Genomic DNA, 19,897 nt, shown 5'->3' on the forward strand with positions numbered 1-19,897 from the left:
GAAACATTGCCCGATGCCGCGTCTCGCCGGTTGCCCGGTCGAGAGCCGCATCAGCGTAAAGTCTGGATCTTCGCCCTGCTCAGCGGATGATGTTCATGAGATCGGACATCATCGTCTGCGCCGTCGACATGACGCGCGTGTTCGCAGAGTAGGCCTGCTGGGTTACGATCATCTTCGAGAATTCGCTGGCAATGTCGGTATTCGACTGCTCGATGTTGCCGCCGACCACCGTCGTCCCCTTGAGCCCGGCAATGGGTTCGCCGGAAGAGGACGTCTGCTGGTAGTTGCCGAGGGAATCGGGCCGCAGCCCGTCGTCGTTGGTGAAATTCACCACGTCGACGCTGGCGAGCGCGACCGTCGTCCCGTTCGAGTAGGTGCCCATGATCTTGCCGTCCTCGGTCACCTCGACCGTGTTCAGCGTGCCCGAGGCGTAGCCGTTCTGCTGGAGCGTATTGGTCGTGACGCGGCCCGTGGTCGAGGCGTATTCCGTCAGGCCGCCGGTGCCGTAGTTCAGGCTGACATTGCCGACCGAAGCACCATCCACCGTGAGGTTGGAAATGGTGACCGCCGTCGTCGTCGGCGAAGTGAGCTGCCCGCTCGCATTGAAGGCGAAGGCCTGCCCGACATTGGTCCAACTGGTGTTGCTGCCGGTGACGCTGCTCTTGTCCGCGTAGAACAGGTTCCAGGTGTCGCTCGTCGCGGGTGTCGTCGTGGAATCGGCGTTCTGCACCTTGGCCCAGCGCGTTTGCAGACTGACTGGCGATCCAGCCGCGGTGTAGGCGGTGAGCGAGGGGCCGGCGATGCTGCTGTCGATGAAGCTCTGCGAGTTCGTGGAGGACACCGTTCCGGTTCCGGTGCCGCTGGTGATGCGCGCATCCGAGCCGTCGGCGAAGGCGCCGAGGAGTTCCGAGCCCGCCGTCGTGGTGGTGTTGGTGGTGGTCGGGGTCTTCGGAAGGTTCGCCGAATAGCTGATCGACGTGGTGGCCTTGGCCGGCAGGATCGAGTTGGAGATCTTGATCGGGCCGGTCGACGTCGTCGTGCCCGTGATCGGATCGAGCGTCTGACCGGTGAGGTAGGAACCGGCGCCGTTGGCGAGGAAGCCGTCCTTGTCCGGGGCGAAGTCGCCACGCCGCGTATAGAGATTGTTGCCGGAGAAGGATGTCGTGCCAGCGGCATCGGTGCTCTTCTTCTGGACGACGAAGAAGCCCTGGCCGTTCAGCGCCATGTTGGTGGCGACGCCGGTGGAGGAGACGTTGCCCTGGATGGTGTTGGTGAGCTGCGAATAGGCTCCGACGCTGCCGGCGACCTCGCGCCGCGGCGTCTGCTCGGCGATCAGGTCGACGAAGCTCGTGTCGATGCGCTTGTAGCCCGTGGTCTGGGAGTTCGCGATGTTGCCCGAGATGTTGTCGAGGGCATAGGACTGCGCCTTGAGTCCCGAGACTGCCGTCTGCAACGCGGTGAAAACGTCCATGACCGATACCCCGTGCGCCGCCGATGCGGCCCAATCCTCGGGATGGACCGGCGCAACCCCCGTGCCAGCGTCAAGTCTTTGAAATCGTTGAGCCCAGCCTAGAAAGACCCTGCAGAGTCCGGCCCGGTGCGACGCCTTGCCCGGCAAGTCTTGCCGAGCGGCCCCGGCGTTTACGCGGCGTTATCGACAGATCTCCTAGGATATCGGGAGCGTGCCCGAAACGATGGGCAAGACGACGGAAGCCTGACGATCCCATGCGGCCCAAGCGGACGAGCCTCGTCAACCTGATCTACTTCTCGCGGCTCAATCTCGCCGCCGATGCGCCGACCCGCGCCCGCCAGATCAGCGAGATCACCAAGCACGCGCAGAAAAAGAACGAATTCGCGGTGATCACGAGCTTCCTGATCGTCGAGGGCAACTTCGCCGTCCAGATCATCGAGGGCGAACGCATGTCGGTGAACGAAACCTTTCAGCGCATCTCGGCGGATGCACGCCATCGCGACGTGAAGATCGTGGAATGGCGTGAAATCAACAAACGCGCCTTCGTGACCTCGTTCACCACCGGCGTACGCGGCGGCGCGAGCGAGACCCACTTCACCAAGGCCGGCCTGCTGCCGATGCTCCAGCGCGGGACGCCGAAGGCCAGCACGATTCACAATCTCGCAACGACGCTCCAGCAAGACACGATGTCGAAGCAGGGCATCGACCATCTTTTCGTCTGACCTCCAGGATGGAATCCACAGACAACGCCATGAGCGAAACCCCCGCGATCCTGATCGTCGACGATCAGCCGAAGCTGCTGCGGCTCGTCGTCGAGTTGATGACGCGTCTGGGTTTTCCCGAGGTCGATGGTGTCTCGGACACCGTCGAGGCGCTGGAGCGCATGCGCGCGCGGAAATACGCTCTGGTCATCTGCGATCTCGACTTGGAGCCGACGGACGGGTTGACGCTGCTGCGCGAGATTCGCGCCGACAACGCGCTGATGAACACGCCCTTCATCCTGACCGAGGCGACCTTCGACTTCGAAGACGTCAACCTCGCGCATCTCGCCGGCGCCGACGCCTTCCTGTTGAAGCCGTTCGATATCCCGCTGCTGAAGACGAAGCTGAAGCAGGTTCTCAATCGCCGTCCGCGCCGCCGCGAGACCCCGATGCCGATGGAATCGACGCTGAGCCAGGATTTCCCACTGCTCGGGAAGCTCTGACCAGCGGCGTCGATGATGGGATTGGGCGTCGGATCATACGACCCCAGGCCGCAAGACGATCCTCGCGAAGGTAGCGAAGGAACCCGAAGCCGTTTCAGCTTATTGGCGAATGTCGCCCCCGTGGTCGACTCACTACGCTCGCGACACGGACTTGAATCGAAGTCATCCAATCGTCGGCTGCGCAGCGCTGAGCCATCATCGTCAGAACGGTTATGATCGTCCGCAGCCTGACGTGAGAAGGCTTGGCGAAGGCGACTTCCGCCGAAAACCGCATCGGCATCCTTGGCGGTCTTCATCACGGCGGCGATCGTCAGAGTGCTCTTCAAGCGCTCGCCGACGTCCAACGCGACCGAACGGATGCTTGGATTCGCACGCATATCGCGAAAAAGGCGGAAGGCCGGCCCTTCGACAGCGGCAGCAGCATCCCTTAACAGCGGCGCAAAGAGACTTCACGGAGGATCCGGCCGCATGTCTCACCATGCAAGATCGTTCGCACTCGCGCTGGCCCTCGCCTTGGTCTCCCTCCCTACTCGGGCAGAAGACTGGCCGGTGTTCGGAGGCGATCACTCCAATCGCCACGCCTCGGCATTGGACGCGATCAACCGCGATACCGTTGGCAGGCTTCGACCCGCCTGGATCTTCCAGACCGGCACCACGGGCTACTTCCAGGCCGAACCGGTGATCGTTGACGGCACGATGTACGTCTCGGCAACCGGCAACCACGTCGCCGCGCTCGAGGCGAAGTCCGGCCGGGTGCTGTGGACCTATACGCACAAGGCCCGCACTGAAAAGATCTTCGGGCCACCCTCGAATCGCGGCGTCGCAGTGTCCGGCGGTCTCGTCTACGAGGCGACGATGGACGGGCGCGTCATCGCGCTCGACGCCAAGACCGGCAAGCTCGTCTGGGACATCGAGGCCGTGCGGCCCGAGGAGGGCGAGACCGAGACGGCCTCGGGGCTCGCGGCGCAGCTCGGCGACAAGGCGGTGCAGGGATCGAGCCGCCTCGGCTTCAAGATGCCACCGCTGGTCGCAGAGGGCCTCGTCATCGTCGGCGTTACCGGCGCGGGCTACGGCCTGCATGTCGAGGACGACAAGGGTGGCCTCGACGGCGGCTCGGTGGTGGGCATCGAGGGCGGCTACGGCCGCCGCGGCTGGCTCGCGGCCTATGACGCCACGACCGGCGAGGAGCGCTGGCGCTGGTACGTGACCAAGCAGGACGGCTGGGAGGGCGGCTACGTCGATAAGACCACCGACGGCCTGCCGCTCCACCGCGATATCCCCGCCGAGAAGGCTGCGGCGGACAAGAACCGCGAGGCCTGGAAGGTCGGCGGCGGCTCGCTCTGGATGACCCCGGCCTATGACCGCGATCTCGGCCTGATCTATTTCGGCACCGGCAATCCGGCCCCGCAGAATTTCGGCCTGACCCGGTCGGGCGACAACCTTTACACGATGAGTCTCGTCGCCCTCGACGTGAAGACGGGAGGGCTGCGCTGGTACTTCCAGCAGGTGCCGCACGAGACCTGGGGCTACGACGTCGCCAGCCCGCCCTTCCTGCTCGATTACCCGACCGACAAGGGGCCGGTGAAGGCCGTGGCCGAGGCGAGCAAGCTCGGCTGGATCTACGTCCACGACCGTAAGGACGGGCGGCTGCTTGCCAAATCCGCGCCGCTGATCACCCAGAGGAACCTGTTCGTTCCGCCGAGCCAGGAGGGCACGGTGGTCAGCCCGGGGCCGCTCGGCGCCGTATCGTGGCACCCGGTTTCCTACGACGCGAAGACCGGGCTGGCCTTCGTCCAGGTTCGGCACGGCGCTGCGACCTACACGGTGAAGACCGTACCTGCGGCGAACGGTCGGCCGGAGATCCGCTACACCGAGACCGGTGAGGCCAAAGGCGAGCCGGCCTTCAGCACGCTGACGGCGGTCGACTTGTCGAAGGGCGGTGCGGTGGCCTGGAGCGCCAAGGCCGGCAGCCGACTCTCTGGTGGCACGCTCGCCACCGCCGGCGGAATCGTCTTCTCCGGCGAGGAAGACGGGCATCTCGATGCGCACGACACGGCCACCGGCAAGCTGCTCTGGCGCTTCCAGTGCGGCGCCGGCATCGGTGGGCCGCCGGTGACCTATTCGATCGACGGGAAGCAGTACGTGGCGGTGGCCGCAGGCGGGGCTTCGTTCACGAAAGGCTCGGGGTTTGGTACCGGCGACGCCCTGGTGGTGTTCGCGCTTCCGGAGTGAACGGCGCTCGAAGCATTTCGACAAACGAAAAGGGCGGATCCTTTCGGATCCGCCCTTCGCAGTACAACCTCGAAAAAATCAGCGCTTCGAGAACTGGAAGCTGCGGCGAGCCTTCTTGCGGCCGTACTTCTTGCGCTCGACGACGCGCGGATCGCGGGTCAGGAAGCCTTCACGCTTGAGAGGAGCGCGCAGTTCCGGCTCGTAGTAGGTCAGCGCCTTCGAGAGGCCGTGGCGCACGGCGCCGGCCTGACCCGAGAGGCCGCCGCCCTTCACCGTGACCGTGATGTCGTACTGGTCGACGCGGCTGACGATCTCAAGCGGCTGGCGCAGGATCATGCGGAGCACCGGACGGGCGAAGTAGACCTCGATGGTGCGGCCGTTGACGACGACGGTGCCGTTGCCGGGCTTGATCCAGACGCGGGCGACCGCGTCCTTGCGCTTACCGGTGGCGTAGGCGCGGCCCTGCTTGTCGATCTTCTGGACGCGGACCGGAGCCTGCTGCTCGGGATTGGTCGTGTCGGTGTTCGACCGGTTGAGGTCGGAGAGGGACTGAAGCGTCGCCATGATCAAGCGCTCACGTTCTTGCGGTTGAGGGCGCCGACGTCGAACGTCTGCGGCTGCTGGGCTTCGTGCGGATGGCTGGCGCCCTTGTAGACGCGCAGGTTGCCCATGATCTGGCGGAAGAGCGGGCCGCGCGGCAGCATGCGCTCCACGGCCTTCTCGACGATGCGCTCGGGGAAGCGACCCTCGAGGATGTACTTGGCCGAGCGCTCCTTGATGCCACCCGGATAGCCGGTGTGGTGGTAGTAGTTCTTCTGCTCGTACTTCCGACCGGTGAACTTCACCTTGTCGGCATTGATGACGATGACATTATCGCCGCAATCGACGTGGGGCGTGTAGGCGGGCTTGTGCTTGCCGCGCAGACGCATCGCCACGATCGAGGCGAGACGACCGACGACGAGGCCCTCCGCATCGATCACGAGCCACTTCTTGTCGACGTCGGCGGCCTTCAGCGAGGTGGTTTTCATGGCTGATTCCGTGCCGGTGTTCTGAAACAAGGCGCCGCCGCGTCGGGGACGCAGCGGCGTTCGAGCGGTGCATACGGGCCGAACGGCCGGCCGTCAAGGAATATCGAACCGCGACCTGTCCGAAAACCTCAACAAATGGAATGGGTTCACGATAAAGGTATCAAGATACCGCAATGATCGTTTCGCCGAGCACGGAATTAATGGATAGCCCGAACGCTGTCGGCGCCGCTGCAGGCTGGGCATGGCCTTGATGGACGGCAAGACAATGCCGCCGCAAACGTCGGGCCGGCCGTTCGTGCATCGCACCAAGGGGCTGACATTTCTGCAACACACACGCCAGAGTTAGCCAGCGTCGTACGGTTCGCGGACAACGCAAATCCGTGGCGGGATGTCGCATCCGAGGGTTGAATCTCTCTCTGTCAGAGAGCGTTCCACACCGGCGTGGTTACTACCTGCGGACCTACCGGATCGACCGGCCTGGCCCGGAATGGGGCAATGCGAAGGCACTGTGGTTTTTCTGCACTATTGCCAGCTTGGCCATAACGTAAGCTGAGGTTGTTCATTCGGAACTGAGTCGGAGACCACGATGATCACCTCCTCCACCACCAAGCGTGTCGTTCTGATCGCTTTCGCCGCCGTCGTTGCCCTCAACGCTTCGGCCTGCATCGGCAAGGGCAAGGGCAAGGCCCCGCCGCCCGTCGCCGCTCCGGTCATCTCCAAGTACTGATCTCTTAGAAGACTCAGTATTTATCGACCGGTATCCGAACTAGACGGCCTCGGGGGTTCGCCATGAGCGAACCCCCAACTTTGTCAGCCGCCGGAATCGGCAAGAGTTAGATGCAAACGCTTTTGGAGCGCTGGCCTATGGGCACCCTTCGCGAATTGACTGGACGCGTCCGGGCGACGCGGATCCTAAGCCGGCTCTCCCTTCTCTCCCTGACGGCCACCGTTCTCGCCCTCGGCCTCGCCTCGCAGCCCGCCGACGCCGCCCGTAGCGGCAACGGCGCAGAAGGACGGCAATACAGCCCCCGTGGCAAGACACAGTACGCGATCGAATTCCGCTCGCGCTACGCGATGAGCTACGGCCACACCTTCATCATGTACGGCCGGGTGAACGCCAAGGGTCAGCTCGTCGACCGCGTCGTGGCCGGCCTGCACCCGGCGGGCGACAGCGCTCAGCCCTGGATGCTCGGCCACCTCATCCCCGTGAAGTCCGAGACCGGACCGAGCGATGGCGACCTCGAGGATGAGTACGTCTCGGCCCGCTACCGCGTCGTGGTGGACGAACCCGAGTTCCGGCGCATCGTCGCCTACATCAAGAACAAGCAGGCGACGTCGGGCACCTGGCACGCGATCTTCAACAATTGCAGCAGCTGGGTCGCCGATGTCGGCAACTTCATGGGCCTCAAGGCTCCCGGTTCGCTGCTGATGCCGGCCGACTTCATCAACGGCATGCGCAAGATGAACGAAGGTAACGACCGCCGCACCGCGCTGTCTCTCGCTGCCGCCCGGTAATCCCGGCGGTGGTATGACAGTCACCGCCGCACCGACCGTTCGCAATCGGCTGGTCGTCCACATCCACGGCTACCAGCTGACCGCGCCGGAGCGCTTTCACCGGCGTTTCGCCCGCGATCTCACGACATTCGGCGAGACTTGGTCAGCCCGGACCGGGACCGGTGTGCCCGAGGTTCTGCCGCGGCAGGCGCGCTGGCAGGCGGAGGCGTCCGGCCCCGACTGGCGGACGCGGACCGACTATCGCATCATCCGCCTCGACGACCTGATCGCACAGGGCCACCATAGGCCCCTGCTCGGTCGCATCGTGCTCGGCATACGCGGCCTGCTCGACTTCGTGCTCGATCGCGCGATCTTCGGTTACTTTCGCCACGGCTGGCGCTATGCGATCTTCACCATCGCGCCGCTGGCGATGATGCTCGCCTCCGTGCTCGCCGGCTATTTCGCGGCACGATGGTCGTCCGGCTCGATCGGGCCGTGGTTCGGGTCGCTCGTCGGGATCGCCGCGTTCGCGGCCGGCTTCGCGTTCTTCTCCAGGAAATTCTACCTGTTCATCCTGCTGGAGGACTGGGCCTTCGCCAGCATCCTGGCGCGCCGGCTGGAGCCAGAACTCGCCGCGCGGCTCGACGAGAGCCGCAGCGAGGTCCAGGCCGCGATCGAGGCCGGCACCTATGACGAGGTCCTGCTCATCGGCCACAGCCTCGGCGCCGTGATGATCCTGCATTTCGCGGAGATGCTGCTGGGCGGGCTGCCGCCCGAGAACGCCACGACCGCCTTCCCCACCCGCATCGCCCTCCTCACGATCGGTTCGTCGGTCCTCAAGATCGGCCTGCACAGCGCCGCCGCGCCGCTGCGTCGGGCCACCGCCGCAGTGACATCCTTCCCGCGCATCGTCTGGGCCGATTACTGGTCGCAGCACGACGTCATGAACTTTCCCTATGTCGATCCCGCCGTCGCTATGGGCCTCACGCCGCGGCATCCGCCGATCAGCCGCAAGGCGATCTTCCGGCAGATGATCTCGGCCGAGGCCCTGCGGGCGCTGCGCTTCGATTTCTTCCGCAAGCACAACCAGTTCTTCCACGCGGCGACGCGGCGCAGCGGTTACGACTACTTCATGTTCACCTGCGGCCCGTTCTTCTGCGCAGACCTCGCCGGTTCGCCGCACGGGGCGATGGACTGGCTCGACGACGCCGGCGCGATCACCGCCAACGCGCCGACCTGCGCCGCCTGATTGCGCCCCGGCCCGAACGCCCGTATCGCCGCCCGATGACGACCCCGCTTCTCTGCAAGCTCGCCTTCCTTGCCCTCGTCGTGGGCTGGTACGCGATCCGGATCCCGCACAGGCGGCGGGCCAAGCGCATCCCCGTGACCGCCTCGCACTGGGACGTTCGCGAGAATGTCCTGCTCTCGATCTCCGGTACCGGGCTTGGCGTGATCCCGATCGCCTACAGCCTGTTCGGTTTCGCCAAGCTCGGCGAGCGGGCGACGAACCCGGCGCTCCTGGTTCTTGGCATCGTCGTCGCGGCGCTCGCCCTCTGGATGTTCGACAAGAGCCACCGCGGCCTCGGCCGCGAATGGTCCTTCAGCCTCGAACTGCGCGACGGCCACCGCCTCAAAACCGACGGCGTCTACCGGTGGGTCCGCCACCCGATGTACAGCGCGTTCTGGCTCTGGGCGCTCGCCCAGGCGATCCTGTTGCCGAACTGGATCGCCGGCTTCTCCGGCCTCGTCGGATTCGGCTGCCTCTATGCCTTCCGCGTACCGCGCGAGGAGCGGATGATGCAGGAGCGCTTCGGCAACGAATGGCGCGCCTATGCGGACGCAACGCCGCGCGTCGTACCGTGGAAGGCATGGAGCCGGAAAGGCTCGGTCGCCCGACGCTGAGTCCGCAGTCTTGCGCTAGGCCGAGCGGTCTTCGATGGTGCGGCCGAGCCAGACATCCGGCCTGCGGCGAAGATGCTTCAGGATGCGTTCGGCCGAATGGCCGAACGCATCCTGAAGCTCGAAAGTTCGCCCGCTCAGATCGCGCAAGCATAGTCGCAAATCACAGATGTAAGTATCCGGACGCGACCTCACACGAGCAGGTCTATCGAACTAGTTCGCACCTTTCTTGTCATTGTTTTCCTTGCTTTTTTCCATGTGAGCCCGACGGTTCTCTTCGAAATCGTCGCCACTCGCCTGCTTCTGTGTGGCGCCGCTCGCCGCCGCCGAGTTCGTCGATTTCGTCTTCGAGCTCTCGGCGTGAGAAAGTGTGGGTACGGCGGCGAGGCCGACCGTAAGAGCGAGCAGCAGCGTGACGGGTCGCGACATAATTCGATCCTCCTTGGTAGAGCAAATTATAATGCAGTTTTCGGGGTCGAACACAACGCGCGCAAGCCAAAATATGTTCTCTGAAAATTGTATTAATAATAGTATTATTATATAATATACCGTACGTTTAACGTCATGACTGGAAAAATACTTGCGAAAATAACCACCGGATCGGTCGAGCGCCCCCCAAAGCTGCCAATTCCGTTCGATGATCGATCACCCCCGACACCGCCGAACTCTCGATTTCGGCTTCGGCCGACCTCCGGCGAGGTGGCGGATCCCCGCCGCTGCCGCCCTCCGCCGAGACAGGCTGTAAGCGAATGACGAATCCTACCGGGGCGGTATCGAATACGTCCCGGTCGCATGGCAGACGAGATCGCCGCCGCCCTTCGTGGTGATCCGCACCTCCCCCACCGCGAGCCGCCGCCCGACCTTCAGCAGGGTGCAAACGGCGATCAGCCCATCGGTGCCGGGCTTGCGCAGGAAATTGAAGCTCAGCGAGGTCGTCACCGCGAGGGCCACAGGGCCGAGATTGGCGAGGATCGCAGCGTAGAGCGCGAAATCGGCGAGCGCCATCATGGCCGGCCCCGAGACCGTGCCGCCGGGCCGCAGGAACCGTTCGTGATGGTCGAGCCGCATCCGCGCCGTCAGCGGGCCGACCGCCTCCAGGTGGTAGGCGCGCACGCCGTCGTTCAACTGCGGAAACTCGCGGTCGAGAAAGTCGCGGGTTTCGTCCAGGCTCATCGCGGTCATCGCAGTCTTGCAGCATGAGAGCGGCTGGCCGACAAGGCGGTCATGGACGCGCCCTTGGCCCACCACGACCGTTACCCCGACGCGCAGATCCGCGCGCTGATGAAGGCGACGCGCACGATCGCGCTGGTCGGTGCCTCGGCGAATCCGGCCCGTCCGAGCTACATCGTGCTCAAGTACCTGTCCGAACGCGGCTACGCGGTCACCCCGGTCAATCCCGGTCTCGCCGGCCAGACCCTGCTCGGGATGAGGGTGATCTCACGGCTCGCGGAGTTGCCCGGCCCGGTCGACATGGTCGAGATCTTTCGGAATTCCATCGCGGCGGACGGCCTCGTCGACGAGGCCCTGGCGCTGCCAGAAGTCCCGAAACTCATCTGGATGCAGCTCGGCGTGCGCAACGACGCAGCCGCCGCGCGAGCCGAGGCGCGCGGCGTCACGGTGATCATGAACCGCTGCCCGAAGATCGAGTACGGTCGCCTGTCGGGGGAGATCGGCTGGACCGGCGTGAACTCGCGGATCATCAGCTCCAAGAAGCCGGTGCTCGACAAGCGCGGCGTACAGCGGCTGACGATCGACGATCGATAGTCGCTCCGGCCATGGGTCGGGCGCGTCGAGACGACTGGGTTACCTTGCCCCCAGCAATTGCGCTAACCTCTCCAAAAAGCCAGCCGACACGGTTGTTGAGACGCCTTGAGACGCTTCCTCAAATTCCTCCACACGATGGGGGCGATCGGGCTGATGGGGGCGATGGCGTCGCTGCTCGTCATGCTGAGCGTCATGCCGCCGACGAGTTCGCTTGCCGCCTATGCCGCCATGCGCGGCGCGATGGGCGCCATCGCCACCTGGATCTTCTTCCCTTCGCTGGGACTGACGCTGGTCGCCGGCCTGCTCGCCATCGCCATGACGCGCGGCTTCCACAATGCCGGCTGGGCCTGGCTGAAGGCCGCCACCGGCATCCTAGTGTTCGAGAGCGGCTTCGTCGGCGTGCTCGGCCCGATGCAGCAGGAGGCCGAGCGCAGCGCCGCGGCGCTCGTCGGCAAGGTCAATCCTGCGACGCTCGCGCAATCGCTCGGGCCGGAACGCAACACGCTCTGGGTGCTTCTCGCGATCGCGGCGATCAACGTCGTACTCGGGATCTGGCGGCCGCGGTTGATGCGGCAGGCAGCTTCCAGCCCGCCCGACGAAGCGGAGACCACGTCGTCGTGAGCCGGCGCTCCTGCGGGCGGTTTCCATGAGACCAGGCCGGACGTCTGTTCCTCCACCGTCTTTGCGAGCGGAGCGAAGCAACGGTGGACCGGGTTGTTTCAGATGCTCGAGCGGCCTGATTCCCTCATGAATGCCACCGCGATAAAACTGATCGCGGCTGCGCCCGCCAGATAAAGCCCGACCGCGCCGGTGCCGCCCCAGCCTGCGAGCCATTGCGCGGCGAAAGGCGCGCCCGAGGCACCGAGGATGCCGGCGAGATTGTAGGTCACGGAGGCGCCGGTGTAGCGCACCCGCACCGGGAACAGCTCCGGCAGGGCCGCGCCCATCGGCCCGAAGATCCAGCCCATGGCGAAGAGGCCGAGGCAGAGCACGGCGAGCACCTGTGCGCCCTCCCCGCTTCCGAGCATCGGCCCGAACAGGGCGCCGAGGCCGGCGGTGACGGCGAGGCCGGAGAGCAGCACCGGCTTCCGCCCGAAGCGGTCGGCCGCCGCGCCCGAAAGCGGGATCGCCAGCGCCATGAACAGGATCGCGGCGCATTCGAACAGCAGGAACGTCGTCTTCGGGTAGCCGAGCCGGCTGGTACCCCAGCTCAGCGCGAACACCGTGCAGAGGTAGAACACCGCGTAGGGCGCCACCATCGCCAGGGTGCCGAGCAGTGTTGCCCGCCAGTGCTGCGTCGCCATCGCGAACAGGGGCACCCGCTCCGGCGCGGCCCTGGCGAGCGCTTCGGCGAAGGCCGGCGTCTCGGTGAGCTTCAGCCGGACATAGAGCCCGACCCCGACCAGCACGGAGGAGGCGAGGAAGGGCAGCCGCCATCCCCAGGCCGCGAAGTCCTCAGACGTCAGGCCGAAATTTAGGGCGAGAAACAGCAGGTTCGCCGCCAGAAAGCCCACCGGGGCACCGAGCTGCGGCGCGATGCCGTAGAGGGCGCGACACCCCGGCGGCGCGTTCTCGACGGCGAGCAACGCCGCACCGCCCCACTCGCCGCCGAAGCCGATGCCCTGCCCGACCCGCAGCAGGCAGAGCAGCGCCGGCGCGAGCCAGCCGATGCTCGCATAGGAGGGCAGGCAGCCGATGCCGACGGTCGAGGCGCCCATGATCATCAGCGAGGCGACGAGCGTCGCCTTCCTCCCGACCCGGTCGCCGAAATGCCCGAACAGGGCCGCGCCCACCGGCCGCGCCACGAACGCGATGGCGAAGGTGGCGAAGGCCTGAAGCGTCTGTGCCGCGGGCTCTCCGGGCGGGAAGAAGATCGGCCCGATCACCAGGGCCGCGGCGGTGGCATAGATGTAGAAATCGTAGAACTCGATCGCGGTGCCGACGAAGCTGGCGACGAGGATGCGGGTGGCGGAGGGCGGCATGATCCTCCTATAGTCGAGCGTTTTCGCAGCGGTAGTGGAATGGGGCCTCGCGAAGGCGGATCCGCCGCTTGCCTCGCCTGGAACCGCGGGCGTACACGGCTCCGCGAGGAGTATCCCGATGACCGACCGCGAGCCCGGCTTCAACACCCTGGCGATCCATGCCGGAGCCACCCCGGACCCGACCACGGGCGCCCGGGCGACGCCGATCTATCAGACCACGTCCTTCGTCTTCGACGACGTGGACCATGCCGCCTCGCTGTTCGGGCTGCAGGCCTTCGGCAACATCTATTCGCGGATCACCAACCCGACCAACGCGGTGCTGGAGGAGCGCATCGCCGCGCTCGAAGGCGGCACCGCGGCGCTCGCCGTGGCCTCGGGGCATGCCGCCCAGTTCCTGACCCTGCATGCGCTGATGCAGCCGGGTGACGAGTTCGTGGCGGCGAACAAGCTCTACGGCGGCTCGATCAACCAATTCAACCACAGTTTCAAGAACTTCGGCTGGAACGTGGTCTGGGCCGACACCGACGATCCGGCCACCTTCGAGGCCGCCATCACGCCCCGCACCAAGGCGATCTTTTGCGAGTCGATCGCCAATCCGGGCGGCGTGATCACCGATATCGCGGCCCTCTCAGCGATCGCCAAGCGGCACAATATCCCGCTCATCGTCGACAACACCATGGCGACGCCGTACCTGATCAAGCCCTTCGAGCACGGGGCCGACATCGTCGTCCACTCGGCGACCAAGTTCCTGGGCGGACACGGGAATTCCATCGGCGGGCTCATCGTCGACGGCGGCAGTTTCCGCTGGGAGGGCGACGAGCGCTACCCGATGCTGTCGAAGCCCCGGCCGGAATATGCCGGCATGGTGCTCTCCGAGACCTTCGGCAATTTCGGATTCGCCATTGCCGTCAGGGTGTTGAGCCTGCGCGACCTCGGCCCGGCGCTCTCGCCCTTCAACGCCTTCATGATCCTGACCGGCATCGAGACCCTGCCGCTGCGGATGCAGCGCCACTCCGACAACGCGCTCCAGGTCGCGCAATTCCTGCAGCAGCATCAGGCGGTTGACTGGGTCAGCTATCCCGGCCTCGAGACCGACCGCTACCATCAACTCGCCAAGCGCTACACGCCGAAGGGCGCCGGCGCGGTCTTCACCTTCGGGCTGAAGGGCGGCTACGAGGCGGGGGTGAAACTGGTCTCGAACCTCCAGCTTTTCAGTCACTTGGCCAATATCGGCGACACCCGCTCGCTGGTGATCCACCCGGCCTCGACCACCCACCGCCAGCTCACCGACACGCAGAAGCGCGCGGCCGGCGCCGGCCCGGAGGTGGTCCGCCTCTCGGTGGGCATCGAGGACCCCCTCGACCTCATCGACGATCTCGACGCCGCCCTCGGCGCATGATCAGCCGGGGATAGACCCGGCGCATGCCAGGATGTGCGCCGGACTAACACCCCATCGCCGCCCCCACCGTCGAATCGCCCGGCTTCGCGTCCTTTCGGACCGCGAGAAGCCCTGAATCCGGCTGAAGTCGGCCGAGGTGGAACGCCCGTTCCAGCCGTTCCACCCCTGTTCCAGGTTGGATCCGCGTCCGGGAGGCCCCGCATCCCGCTCCGCGAAAGCGGGCGCGCTGGATCGCCTGTTCCACCCCTGGCTTTTTCGCCCATTTTGTGCTGATAATCCTAACATGGATATCGGCATCGTTCGCTTGTCGCCCTTTGCGCCGTCCGAATCGGGAACCGTCCGGCGGAGCGGGCGGCCGCCGGACCCGGCTTTGCTGGAGGTCGTCCGCGGGCTGATCGAAACCACCACCCTGCCCTATCGCGAGATCGCCCGCCGCACCGGCGTCTCGGCCGCCGCGATCTCGCGGCATGCCGGGGCGCGCGGCTGGTGCCGGCCGGAAGGTCCGTTCCGCGAGGAGCGGCTGACGCCGGAGGGCCGGCGGCGCGAGCGGCGCGGCGCCCTGGCCGGGCGTATACTGCGGCGCGCCGAAGAACTCGTCAGTATCGTCGAGATGGATCCGGCCGCGACGGTCGCGCAACTCGCCCGCGCCGCGCGGTTCCTGACGCTCGCCGAACGGCTCGACTCCCCGGCGCCCCAGCCGCGCCCGAGACGCCGTCGGCGGCGGATTGCCAAGACAGCGCCGAATCAGTCGCCGACGCCAGATGACGATGCGACCTGAGGCTGTCGCGGCGGCGGTTCAACACGGTCTGCACTGAGCCTCTTTTGGGGCAGTACAAACCCCGTCACGGCGCAATCCGCCGCTGATCATAACCTGTGACGGGCTTTTGTACCGGAAACTGCAGCGGACCTGTGCGATCACTGAAAAAAACACTTGAATCTTTTTCTGATCCGCATAGGTCCGTTATGGCGTAAGCAAACATAGGAACACACGAATGTCCGACAGTACTGCAGCTCCGCTACTCGACCGGGTCGAACTCGCCGCCGATCTGGTGTCGGCCTATGTCTCGAACAATTCGCTGCCCGCCGCTGATCTTCCGGGGCTGATCACGCAGGTCCACGCCGCGCTCGCCAACCTGTCGGCTCCCGCAGCCGCGCCGGAAGATTCCGTCGAGAAGGCCACCACGAGCCAGATCAAGAAGTCGGTCACGCCGGACGCGCTGATCTCCTTCATCGACGGAAAGAGTTACAAGACGCTCAAGCGTCACCTGTCGACGCACGGGCTCGACTTCGACACCTACCGCGCCCGCTACGGCCTCCCCTCCGATTACCCGACGGTTTCGGCCAACTACTCCGCCGCCCGCTCGGCCCTCGCCAAGGACCTCGGCCTCGGCCAGCAGCGCCGCAAGCCCGCCGCCCAGAAGGCCGCCGAGACCGCGGACGTCGTCGCCGAGGCTCCGAAGTCCAAGGCCCCGCGCAAGACCGCCGGCCGCAAGAAGGCCGTCGAGGCAGCCTGAATGCCGCCCGGCAACAAGCCGACGACCTGACGGCCCTGGCATCCGACGATGCCGGGGCCGCAGCTTTTCTGGACGAGCGACCCCAATTCTGGATTGCACAGGCTGGCACTTGCAGCGACGCGGACAATCATCCGGGTTTGCTAGCAAGACGGTCGACTGACGCCACGACTTGTACGGCGCGTAGAGGGTCCCCGCCGTCCGAGCCATGCGCCCACGTCCGGAGGGCATTCACCGATCCGACCCGACATCCGACCCACCCCCCTTCATCCTGAGGTGCCGGAGCGCAGCGGAGGCCTCGAAGGGTCCTCCAGAACCCACCGCGACCCCTGGAGGACCCTTCGAGGCCCCGCTGCGCGGGGTACCCTCAGGGTGAGGGTGCGGGTGGGAGGCTACGACAGCAGAACCGCTTTCGAACCGGGTCCGCACGGGCCGCAGCCCCGCCGATCCCATCTCCGGTCGATCGGATCGGGGCCGGATCATTCGTCGCCGGTCGGGGGGACGATTTTCGCTCCGTCATTGCGAGCGCAGCGAAGCAATCCAGGACCAACTCACCAACGGTTGCGTCCGTGGCCCTGGATTGCTTCGCTGCGCTCGCAATGACGGAAGCGGATCGATCGTTTCATCCGGAAGCCGTACGACGGAACAGATGCGCAGCAGCCCGCCGTCTTCTCTCGAAAGGACGAGCGCGCACGACGCGTAGAACCGTCTCTCGGACGACGTCCGAGGACTCGCGACGACAGGCCCAAAAGCAAAAGGGCCGGGGGAACGATCCCCCGGCCCGATCCACATCTAGCGATCGCCCCGCTCATACCGTTTCGGGTCGATTGCTTCGGCTGACCACGCCCCCTTCCCCGGACGGGTGGAGCGTCAGCGGAACCCGATCCGGGGTCCAGCATAAGGACGTCGCGAAGCGTCGAAACGTCTGCGCCGTTCAAATCGAGCCGCTGGCGCGGCCCTTTTCACGCTGGCTCCCGGATCACCTTCCACTGCGTTCCAGGCGTCCGGGAAAGGAGCGTGGCATCGATCGGATCAATCAGAAACGGTACAACACGGGCAGGAACGACACCGAAAGCCTCACTCGGCGCCGCCGTCGATCTGGCGGCCCATGATCGAGAGGGCCTGCTGGTAGACCGAGGCGGCGTTCCAGCCCTGGAGGGCGGCGTAGTTGGGCTGGCCGGGGCCGTAGCCGGCGCCCGGCTGCCAGCCGTGGCCCTTCAGGAAGTTGGCCGTCGAGGTCATGGCGGCGTTGACGTTGTTGAGGTCGCCGCCGGTGCCGTAGAGCAGGATGTTCTTGGGCAGGAACTGGGTGTGGCCGACCTCGCCATGCGCCGCGCCGCGGGTGCCGGCGGTGATGACGCCGCGGTCGACGAGCTGCAGCGCCGCGTAGAGCTGGTCGGTGAAGTAGGCCGAGCGGCGGCAATCATAGGCCAGCGTCGCCACGGCCGAGAGCGTGTTGACGTTGCCGCGCACCTTGCCGAAGGCGGTTTCCATGCCCCAGATCGCGATCAGCGGGCCGGCGGGCACGCCGTAGCGCTGCTGGATCGAGGAGAACAGGGCCGCGTTGGAGGCCTTCATCCGGCGCCCCTGCGAGACGATGGTCGCAGCGCCGCGCTTGGCCATGAACTGATCGAGGGACAGCTTGAAGCTGTGCTGGCCGCGATCCGCCGAGATGGTCGGCGTCGAATACGAGGTGCCCGCCAGCGCCTGCAGGCTGGCCGCGCTGGCCCGGCCCTGCGCCTCGGCCGAGAATTCCCGCTTCCAGTTCTCGAAGCCGGCGGCGGTGTTGCCGCATTGCGCGGCCTGTCCCTGCCCGGCCGCAGCCGTGAGCACCGCAAGCGCTGCGGCCGTGATGGTGATGCACCGCTTGACGTCGATCACTGGAAACTCTCCCCTGGCAGGCGGACGGGCGCCTTTGTCGCGCCCGACGATGCGGCTCAAATCGTTGCTGTTATAGGCGGATCTATGACCGCGGGAGAGTGGGGCGCAGGACGTAGCGGGCTCGGTGTGCCGATGCGAGCGGCGTTTGCGTGTCGTCGGTCGGACTGCCGAACGGTGGCCGGAAACGGCTGGGCCGCTTTGGCAGGCTGTTGAAACAGTCTCAGCAGCCTGAGCATACACCGTATATTGCGTTTCAAATTGTCTTGGAGGCCCGGACAAGGCAGACGTTGCCGTCGATGTCTGTGTGCGCCGGATTTTTAGCAGCCTGCTCGAACAACAGATACGGATAAGCAGTCGCAGACATATCGACTATCCTCGATCGAACCCGGACACTTGGAGCCGTGTCCGTCTCAATTGCATCGGGCCGGCGGCCCTAAAATCTTGTTTTGATGCGCTATCTTTCGAGTTACCAGCATCCACTTGGTCGGAAAACGCTCTAGGGCGGTCGGAAACGTCAAATCTCCATCACCAGCCCCGACGCTCGAGAGAGAGCGAAGCGGAGCTGTCTTGGTATGTTCAATCGCACGTGGCATGACCCGCCCATGAGCAAGTCGCCGACTAGAATCTTTAAAGCCTTCGCTCGCCCGTGTTCGGTCAACATTGGACGTTTCCGTTGGATGGTTGTCGCCAATGACGGAGGGCACTCGGAGCATGCCACCAACTCCTACGTCACGCGAGATGCGGCACAGATGGCAGGCGACGCGAGAGCCCAAACCCTGACCGACATGAGATACGTGGCCCAGTAATTTGGTAGCCTAGACGACCCAGGACTACCGTAAGTTAATTCCAGGCTTGTTTATTGCGGGTCGGCTGCCGAGATCCATCCCTCGTCCGTGCTACCTGATCTTAGATCAAGTCCATGAATGATGATCCTCCGGTTCCGCTTGGGCTGATCACCACGATCGGTTCCGCATTGTTCCTTATGCTCGCTCTGATGGTATTTTTCTTGGGACAAGCGCTACAGTTGTGGTGATACACGATCTCGTTCGCGAGAGCCGTACCCGACCCGACTGCATCGGGCCGGCGCCTCTAAGTCTTTGTTGCGACGCGCTTTCTTTCGACAAACCGGCACCCGCCAGGTCGGATAGCGCGCTAAATTAGCTAATGAAATTGTCGGGTGTCGGACATTCGTTTAATATAGACCGATTGCTGGTCAGAACCCTCGGCATCAGCGACTGAGAGCGACGCGTGCTCCCGCCTTCTGAAGCGGAGCCGTCCATGCCCACCTACGTGTATGACCTGAACGAAGGTGACACCTCCGACTGGGAAGACGAAGACTTGGAGTGTGAGGGGCGCGGCGAGATCGAGGAACACGCCCGCCGGCTTCTCGACGAGGCGGGCGTCAGGCAAGCCGCGCGCGGCAGTGCAAGCCTCCCGTCCACCGTGGTCGTCTACCAGGAAAACGGCCTGGTCGTTATGAGCGCCCACGGATGGTCCGGACGGACCGCACGGATCCTGTGGTCGCGGAGATAGCGCGACGAACGATATGCGGCGGCTTTGGTGTCTCTCACAAAATTCCCGCTGTACCGTTGGCGCCAGTGAGAAAGCTCCCGGTGATCGGGCGTTTTGTGAGGTGCACTTCGGCGTCCATGTCGCCGGACACGTCCCGCGCCGCCGGCTTCCTGAGGTGCTCGACGAAGCGGCAGGTGCGGGCGGGCTGGGATGCCGATCGGCCCGGTTGCGTGGGAAACGACCGTTTTCGAGACGTCGTAGCGCGACCGCTTTCCGCGCATCTCGGTCTTTGACTAGCGAGGCTGCGACCTCAGCTTTCGAGGGTCCGAGGGGCGACCTTGATAGAGCGGCACGAGCGACAGGCGGACGCTGACCGTTCCACCTTCCCAAAACCTAACCCAACCCAAAAAAACCCCACCCAAATTCTCATATAAACAAAAGAACCAGACCACGAATATAGAGGTTTATAAAAAGGTGGTGGCCGGATAATTAAAAAAAAAAAGGGGGGGGGGGGGGGGGG

At 65.1% G+C, this 19,897-nt stretch carries 21 protein-coding genes; 14 read left to right on the forward strand and 7 right to left on the reverse strand.

The features are described from left to right. Positions 1 to 79 precede the first annotated feature (79 nt). The gene (locus FV217_RS03180) at positions 80 to 1,471 is read right to left on the reverse strand and encodes a flagellar hook-basal body complex protein (RefSeq protein WP_147814213.1); all 1,392 of its coding nucleotides are present in this window, start codon (positions 1,469 to 1,471) and stop codon (positions 80 to 82) included. 254 nt (positions 1,472 to 1,725) lie between these two features. On the opposite strand from FV217_RS03180, the gene FV217_RS03185 reads away from it, so the two are divergent. The 4 genes from FV217_RS03185 (at position 1,726) to FV217_RS03200 (ending at position 4,907) form a co-directional block, all read left to right on the forward strand. Beyond that, on the forward strand, positions 1,726 to 2,193 hold the full coding sequence (locus FV217_RS03185) for a BLUF domain-containing protein (RefSeq protein WP_147814215.1): 468 nt from the start codon (positions 1,726 to 1,728) through the stop codon (positions 2,191 to 2,193). 29 nt (positions 2,194 to 2,222) lie between these two features. Next, a complete protein-coding gene (locus FV217_RS03190; protein WP_147814217.1) occupies positions 2,223 to 2,675 on the forward strand; it encodes a response regulator in 453 nt (150 codons plus the stop codon). Positions 2,676 to 2,917: 242 nt separating this feature from the next. Further along, positions 2,918 to 3,106: a hypothetical protein gene (locus FV217_RS03195; protein WP_147814219.1), complete on the forward strand. Its 189-nt coding sequence runs from the start codon at positions 2,918 to 2,920 to the stop codon at positions 3,104 to 3,106. 37 nt (positions 3,107 to 3,143) lie between these two features. Then, a complete protein-coding gene (locus tag FV217_RS03200) occupies positions 3,144 to 4,907 on the forward strand; it encodes a PQQ-binding-like beta-propeller repeat protein (RefSeq protein ID WP_147814221.1) in 1,764 nt (587 codons plus the stop codon). A gap of 78 nt (positions 4,908 to 4,985) precedes the next feature. On the opposite strand, the gene rpsI is transcribed toward FV217_RS03200, so the two are convergent. Both rpsI and rplM read right to left on the reverse strand, forming a co-directional pair. Beyond that, complete coding sequence (gene rpsI, locus FV217_RS03205; protein WP_147814223.1) at positions 4,986 to 5,471, reverse strand: 30S ribosomal protein S9; 486 nt, start codon at positions 5,469 to 5,471, stop codon at positions 4,986 to 4,988. A gap of 2 nt (positions 5,472 to 5,473) precedes the next feature. Further along, positions 5,474 to 5,935, reverse strand: a complete 462-nt coding sequence (gene rplM, locus FV217_RS03210; protein ID WP_147814225.1) for a 50S ribosomal protein L13 — start codon at positions 5,933 to 5,935, stop codon at positions 5,474 to 5,476. A gap of 586 nt (positions 5,936 to 6,521) precedes the next feature. On the opposite strand from rplM, the gene FV217_RS03215 reads away from it, so the two are divergent. From FV217_RS03215 to FV217_RS03230, 4 genes are all read left to right on the forward strand, one after another. Then, positions 6,522 to 6,662, forward strand: coding sequence for an ABC transporter (locus FV217_RS03215; protein WP_147814227.1), 141 nt, complete (start codon positions 6,522 to 6,524; stop codon positions 6,660 to 6,662). A 137-nt stretch (positions 6,663 to 6,799) separates the two neighbouring features. Then, positions 6,800 to 7,450 carry a hypothetical protein gene (locus FV217_RS03220; RefSeq protein ID WP_147814229.1) on the forward strand — a complete coding sequence of 217 codons (651 nt, stop codon included), beginning with the start codon at positions 6,800 to 6,802 and terminating at the stop codon, positions 7,448 to 7,450. A 13-nt stretch (positions 7,451 to 7,463) separates the two neighbouring features. After that, positions 7,464 to 8,678 carry a hypothetical protein gene (locus FV217_RS03225; RefSeq protein ID WP_147814231.1) on the forward strand — a complete coding sequence of 405 codons (1,215 nt, stop codon included), beginning with the start codon at positions 7,464 to 7,466 and terminating at the stop codon, positions 8,676 to 8,678. A gap of 35 nt (positions 8,679 to 8,713) precedes the next feature. Further along, on the forward strand, positions 8,714 to 9,331 hold the full coding sequence (locus FV217_RS03230) for a protein-S-isoprenylcysteine O-methyltransferase (RefSeq protein WP_147814233.1): 618 nt from the start codon (positions 8,714 to 8,716) through the stop codon (positions 9,329 to 9,331). Positions 9,332 to 9,541: 210 nt separating this feature from the next. Here FV217_RS03230 and FV217_RS03235 read toward each other — a convergent pair whose 3' ends face one another. Both FV217_RS03235 and FV217_RS03240 read right to left on the reverse strand, forming a co-directional pair. Further along, positions 9,542 to 9,757 carry a hypothetical protein gene (locus tag FV217_RS03235; RefSeq protein WP_147814235.1) on the reverse strand — a complete coding sequence of 72 codons (216 nt, stop codon included), beginning with the start codon at positions 9,755 to 9,757 and terminating at the stop codon, positions 9,542 to 9,544. 330 nt (positions 9,758 to 10,087) lie between these two features. Next, positions 10,088 to 10,510: a PaaI family thioesterase gene (locus FV217_RS03240; RefSeq protein WP_147814236.1), complete on the reverse strand. Its 423-nt coding sequence runs from the start codon at positions 10,508 to 10,510 to the stop codon at positions 10,088 to 10,090. A gap of 42 nt (positions 10,511 to 10,552) precedes the next feature. On the opposite strand from FV217_RS03240, the gene FV217_RS03245 reads away from it, so the two are divergent. Together FV217_RS03245 and FV217_RS03250 are read left to right on the forward strand one after the other, a co-directional pair. Continuing rightward, positions 10,553 to 11,092 carry a CoA-binding protein gene (locus FV217_RS03245; RefSeq protein ID WP_147814238.1) on the forward strand — a complete coding sequence of 180 codons (540 nt, stop codon included), beginning with the start codon at positions 10,553 to 10,555 and terminating at the stop codon, positions 11,090 to 11,092. Between the two features lie 105 nt (positions 11,093 to 11,197). Beyond that, positions 11,198 to 11,713: a hypothetical protein gene (locus FV217_RS03250; protein ID WP_147814240.1), complete on the forward strand. Its 516-nt coding sequence runs from the start codon at positions 11,198 to 11,200 to the stop codon at positions 11,711 to 11,713. 98 nt (positions 11,714 to 11,811) lie between these two features. Here FV217_RS03250 and FV217_RS03255 read toward each other — a convergent pair whose 3' ends face one another. Next, positions 11,812 to 13,077, reverse strand: coding sequence for an MFS transporter (locus FV217_RS03255; RefSeq protein WP_147814272.1), 1,266 nt, complete (start codon positions 13,075 to 13,077; stop codon positions 11,812 to 11,814). Between the two features lie 115 nt (positions 13,078 to 13,192). On the opposite strand from FV217_RS03255, the gene FV217_RS03260 reads away from it, so the two are divergent. The 3 genes from FV217_RS03260 (at position 13,193) to FV217_RS03270 (ending at position 15,987) form a co-directional block, all read left to right on the forward strand. Further along, a complete protein-coding gene (locus FV217_RS03260) occupies positions 13,193 to 14,473 on the forward strand; it encodes an O-acetylhomoserine aminocarboxypropyltransferase (protein WP_147814242.1) in 1,281 nt (426 codons plus the stop codon). A gap of 370 nt (positions 14,474 to 14,843) precedes the next feature. Then, positions 14,844 to 15,251, forward strand: coding sequence for a hypothetical protein (locus tag FV217_RS03265; RefSeq protein ID WP_147814244.1), 408 nt, complete (start codon positions 14,844 to 14,846; stop codon positions 15,249 to 15,251). A gap of 214 nt (positions 15,252 to 15,465) precedes the next feature. Then, complete coding sequence (locus FV217_RS03270; RefSeq protein ID WP_147814246.1) at positions 15,466 to 15,987, forward strand: MucR family transcriptional regulator; 522 nt, start codon at positions 15,466 to 15,468, stop codon at positions 15,985 to 15,987. A gap of 1,074 nt (positions 15,988 to 17,061) precedes the next feature. Here the strand turns inward: FV217_RS03270 and FV217_RS03275 are convergent. Further along, a complete protein-coding gene (locus FV217_RS03275) occupies positions 17,062 to 17,865 on the reverse strand; it encodes a lytic transglycosylase domain-containing protein (protein ID WP_147814248.1) in 804 nt (267 codons plus the stop codon). 1,278 nt (positions 17,866 to 19,143) lie between these two features. Between FV217_RS03275 and FV217_RS03280 the strand changes: the two genes are divergently transcribed. After that, entirely contained in the window at positions 19,144 to 19,398 is a 255-nt protein-coding gene (locus FV217_RS03280) for a hypothetical protein (protein WP_147814250.1), read from the forward strand. The last annotated feature ends 499 nt before the right edge of the window (positions 19,399 to 19,897 follow it).

The organism is Methylobacterium sp. WL9 (genome assembly GCF_008040035.1).
GTDB lineage: Bacteria > Pseudomonadota > Alphaproteobacteria > Rhizobiales > Beijerinckiaceae > Methylobacterium > Methylobacterium thuringiense.

Excerpts from the sequence above, each read along its gene's own strand:
- FV217_RS03215 (WP_147814227.1), top strand. The coding sequence starts at position 6,522 with ATGATCACCTCCTCCACCACCAAGCGTGTCGTTCTGATCGCTTTCGCC.
- FV217_RS03260 (WP_147814242.1), top strand. The coding sequence starts at position 13,193 with ATGACCGACCGCGAGCCCGGCTTCAACACCCTGGCGATCCATGCCGGA.
- rpsI (WP_147814223.1), bottom strand. The coding sequence starts at position 5,471 with ATGGCGACGCTTCAGTCCCTCTCCGACCTCAACCGGTCGAACACCGAC.
- FV217_RS03225 (WP_147814231.1), top strand. The coding sequence starts at position 7,464 with ATGACAGTCACCGCCGCACCGACCGTTCGCAATCGGCTGGTCGTCCAC.
- FV217_RS03280 (WP_147814250.1), top strand. The coding sequence starts at position 19,144 with ATGCCCACCTACGTGTATGACCTGAACGAAGGTGACACCTCCGACTGG.
- FV217_RS03185 (WP_147814215.1), top strand. The coding sequence starts at position 1,726 with ATGCGGCCCAAGCGGACGAGCCTCGTCAACCTGATCTACTTCTCGCGG.
- FV217_RS03245 (WP_147814238.1), top strand. The coding sequence starts at position 10,553 with ATGGACGCGCCCTTGGCCCACCACGACCGTTACCCCGACGCGCAGATC.
- FV217_RS03180 (WP_147814213.1), bottom strand. The coding sequence starts at position 1,471 with ATGGACGTTTTCACCGCGTTGCAGACGGCAGTCTCGGGACTCAAGGCG.
- FV217_RS03190 (WP_147814217.1), top strand. The coding sequence starts at position 2,223 with ATGAGCGAAACCCCCGCGATCCTGATCGTCGACGATCAGCCGAAGCTG.
- FV217_RS03270 (WP_147814246.1), top strand. The coding sequence starts at position 15,466 with ATGTCCGACAGTACTGCAGCTCCGCTACTCGACCGGGTCGAACTCGCC.
- FV217_RS03235 (WP_147814235.1), bottom strand. The coding sequence starts at position 9,757 with ATGTCGCGACCCGTCACGCTGCTGCTCGCTCTTACGGTCGGCCTCGCC.
- rplM (WP_147814225.1), bottom strand. The coding sequence starts at position 5,935 with ATGAAAACCACCTCGCTGAAGGCCGCCGACGTCGACAAGAAGTGGCTC.
- FV217_RS03240 (WP_147814236.1), bottom strand. The coding sequence starts at position 10,510 with ATGACCGCGATGAGCCTGGACGAAACCCGCGACTTTCTCGACCGCGAG.
- FV217_RS03200 (WP_147814221.1), top strand. The coding sequence starts at position 3,144 with ATGTCTCACCATGCAAGATCGTTCGCACTCGCGCTGGCCCTCGCCTTG.
- FV217_RS03230 (WP_147814233.1), top strand. The coding sequence starts at position 8,714 with ATGACGACCCCGCTTCTCTGCAAGCTCGCCTTCCTTGCCCTCGTCGTG.
- FV217_RS03220 (WP_147814229.1), top strand. The coding sequence starts at position 6,800 with ATGGGCACCCTTCGCGAATTGACTGGACGCGTCCGGGCGACGCGGATC.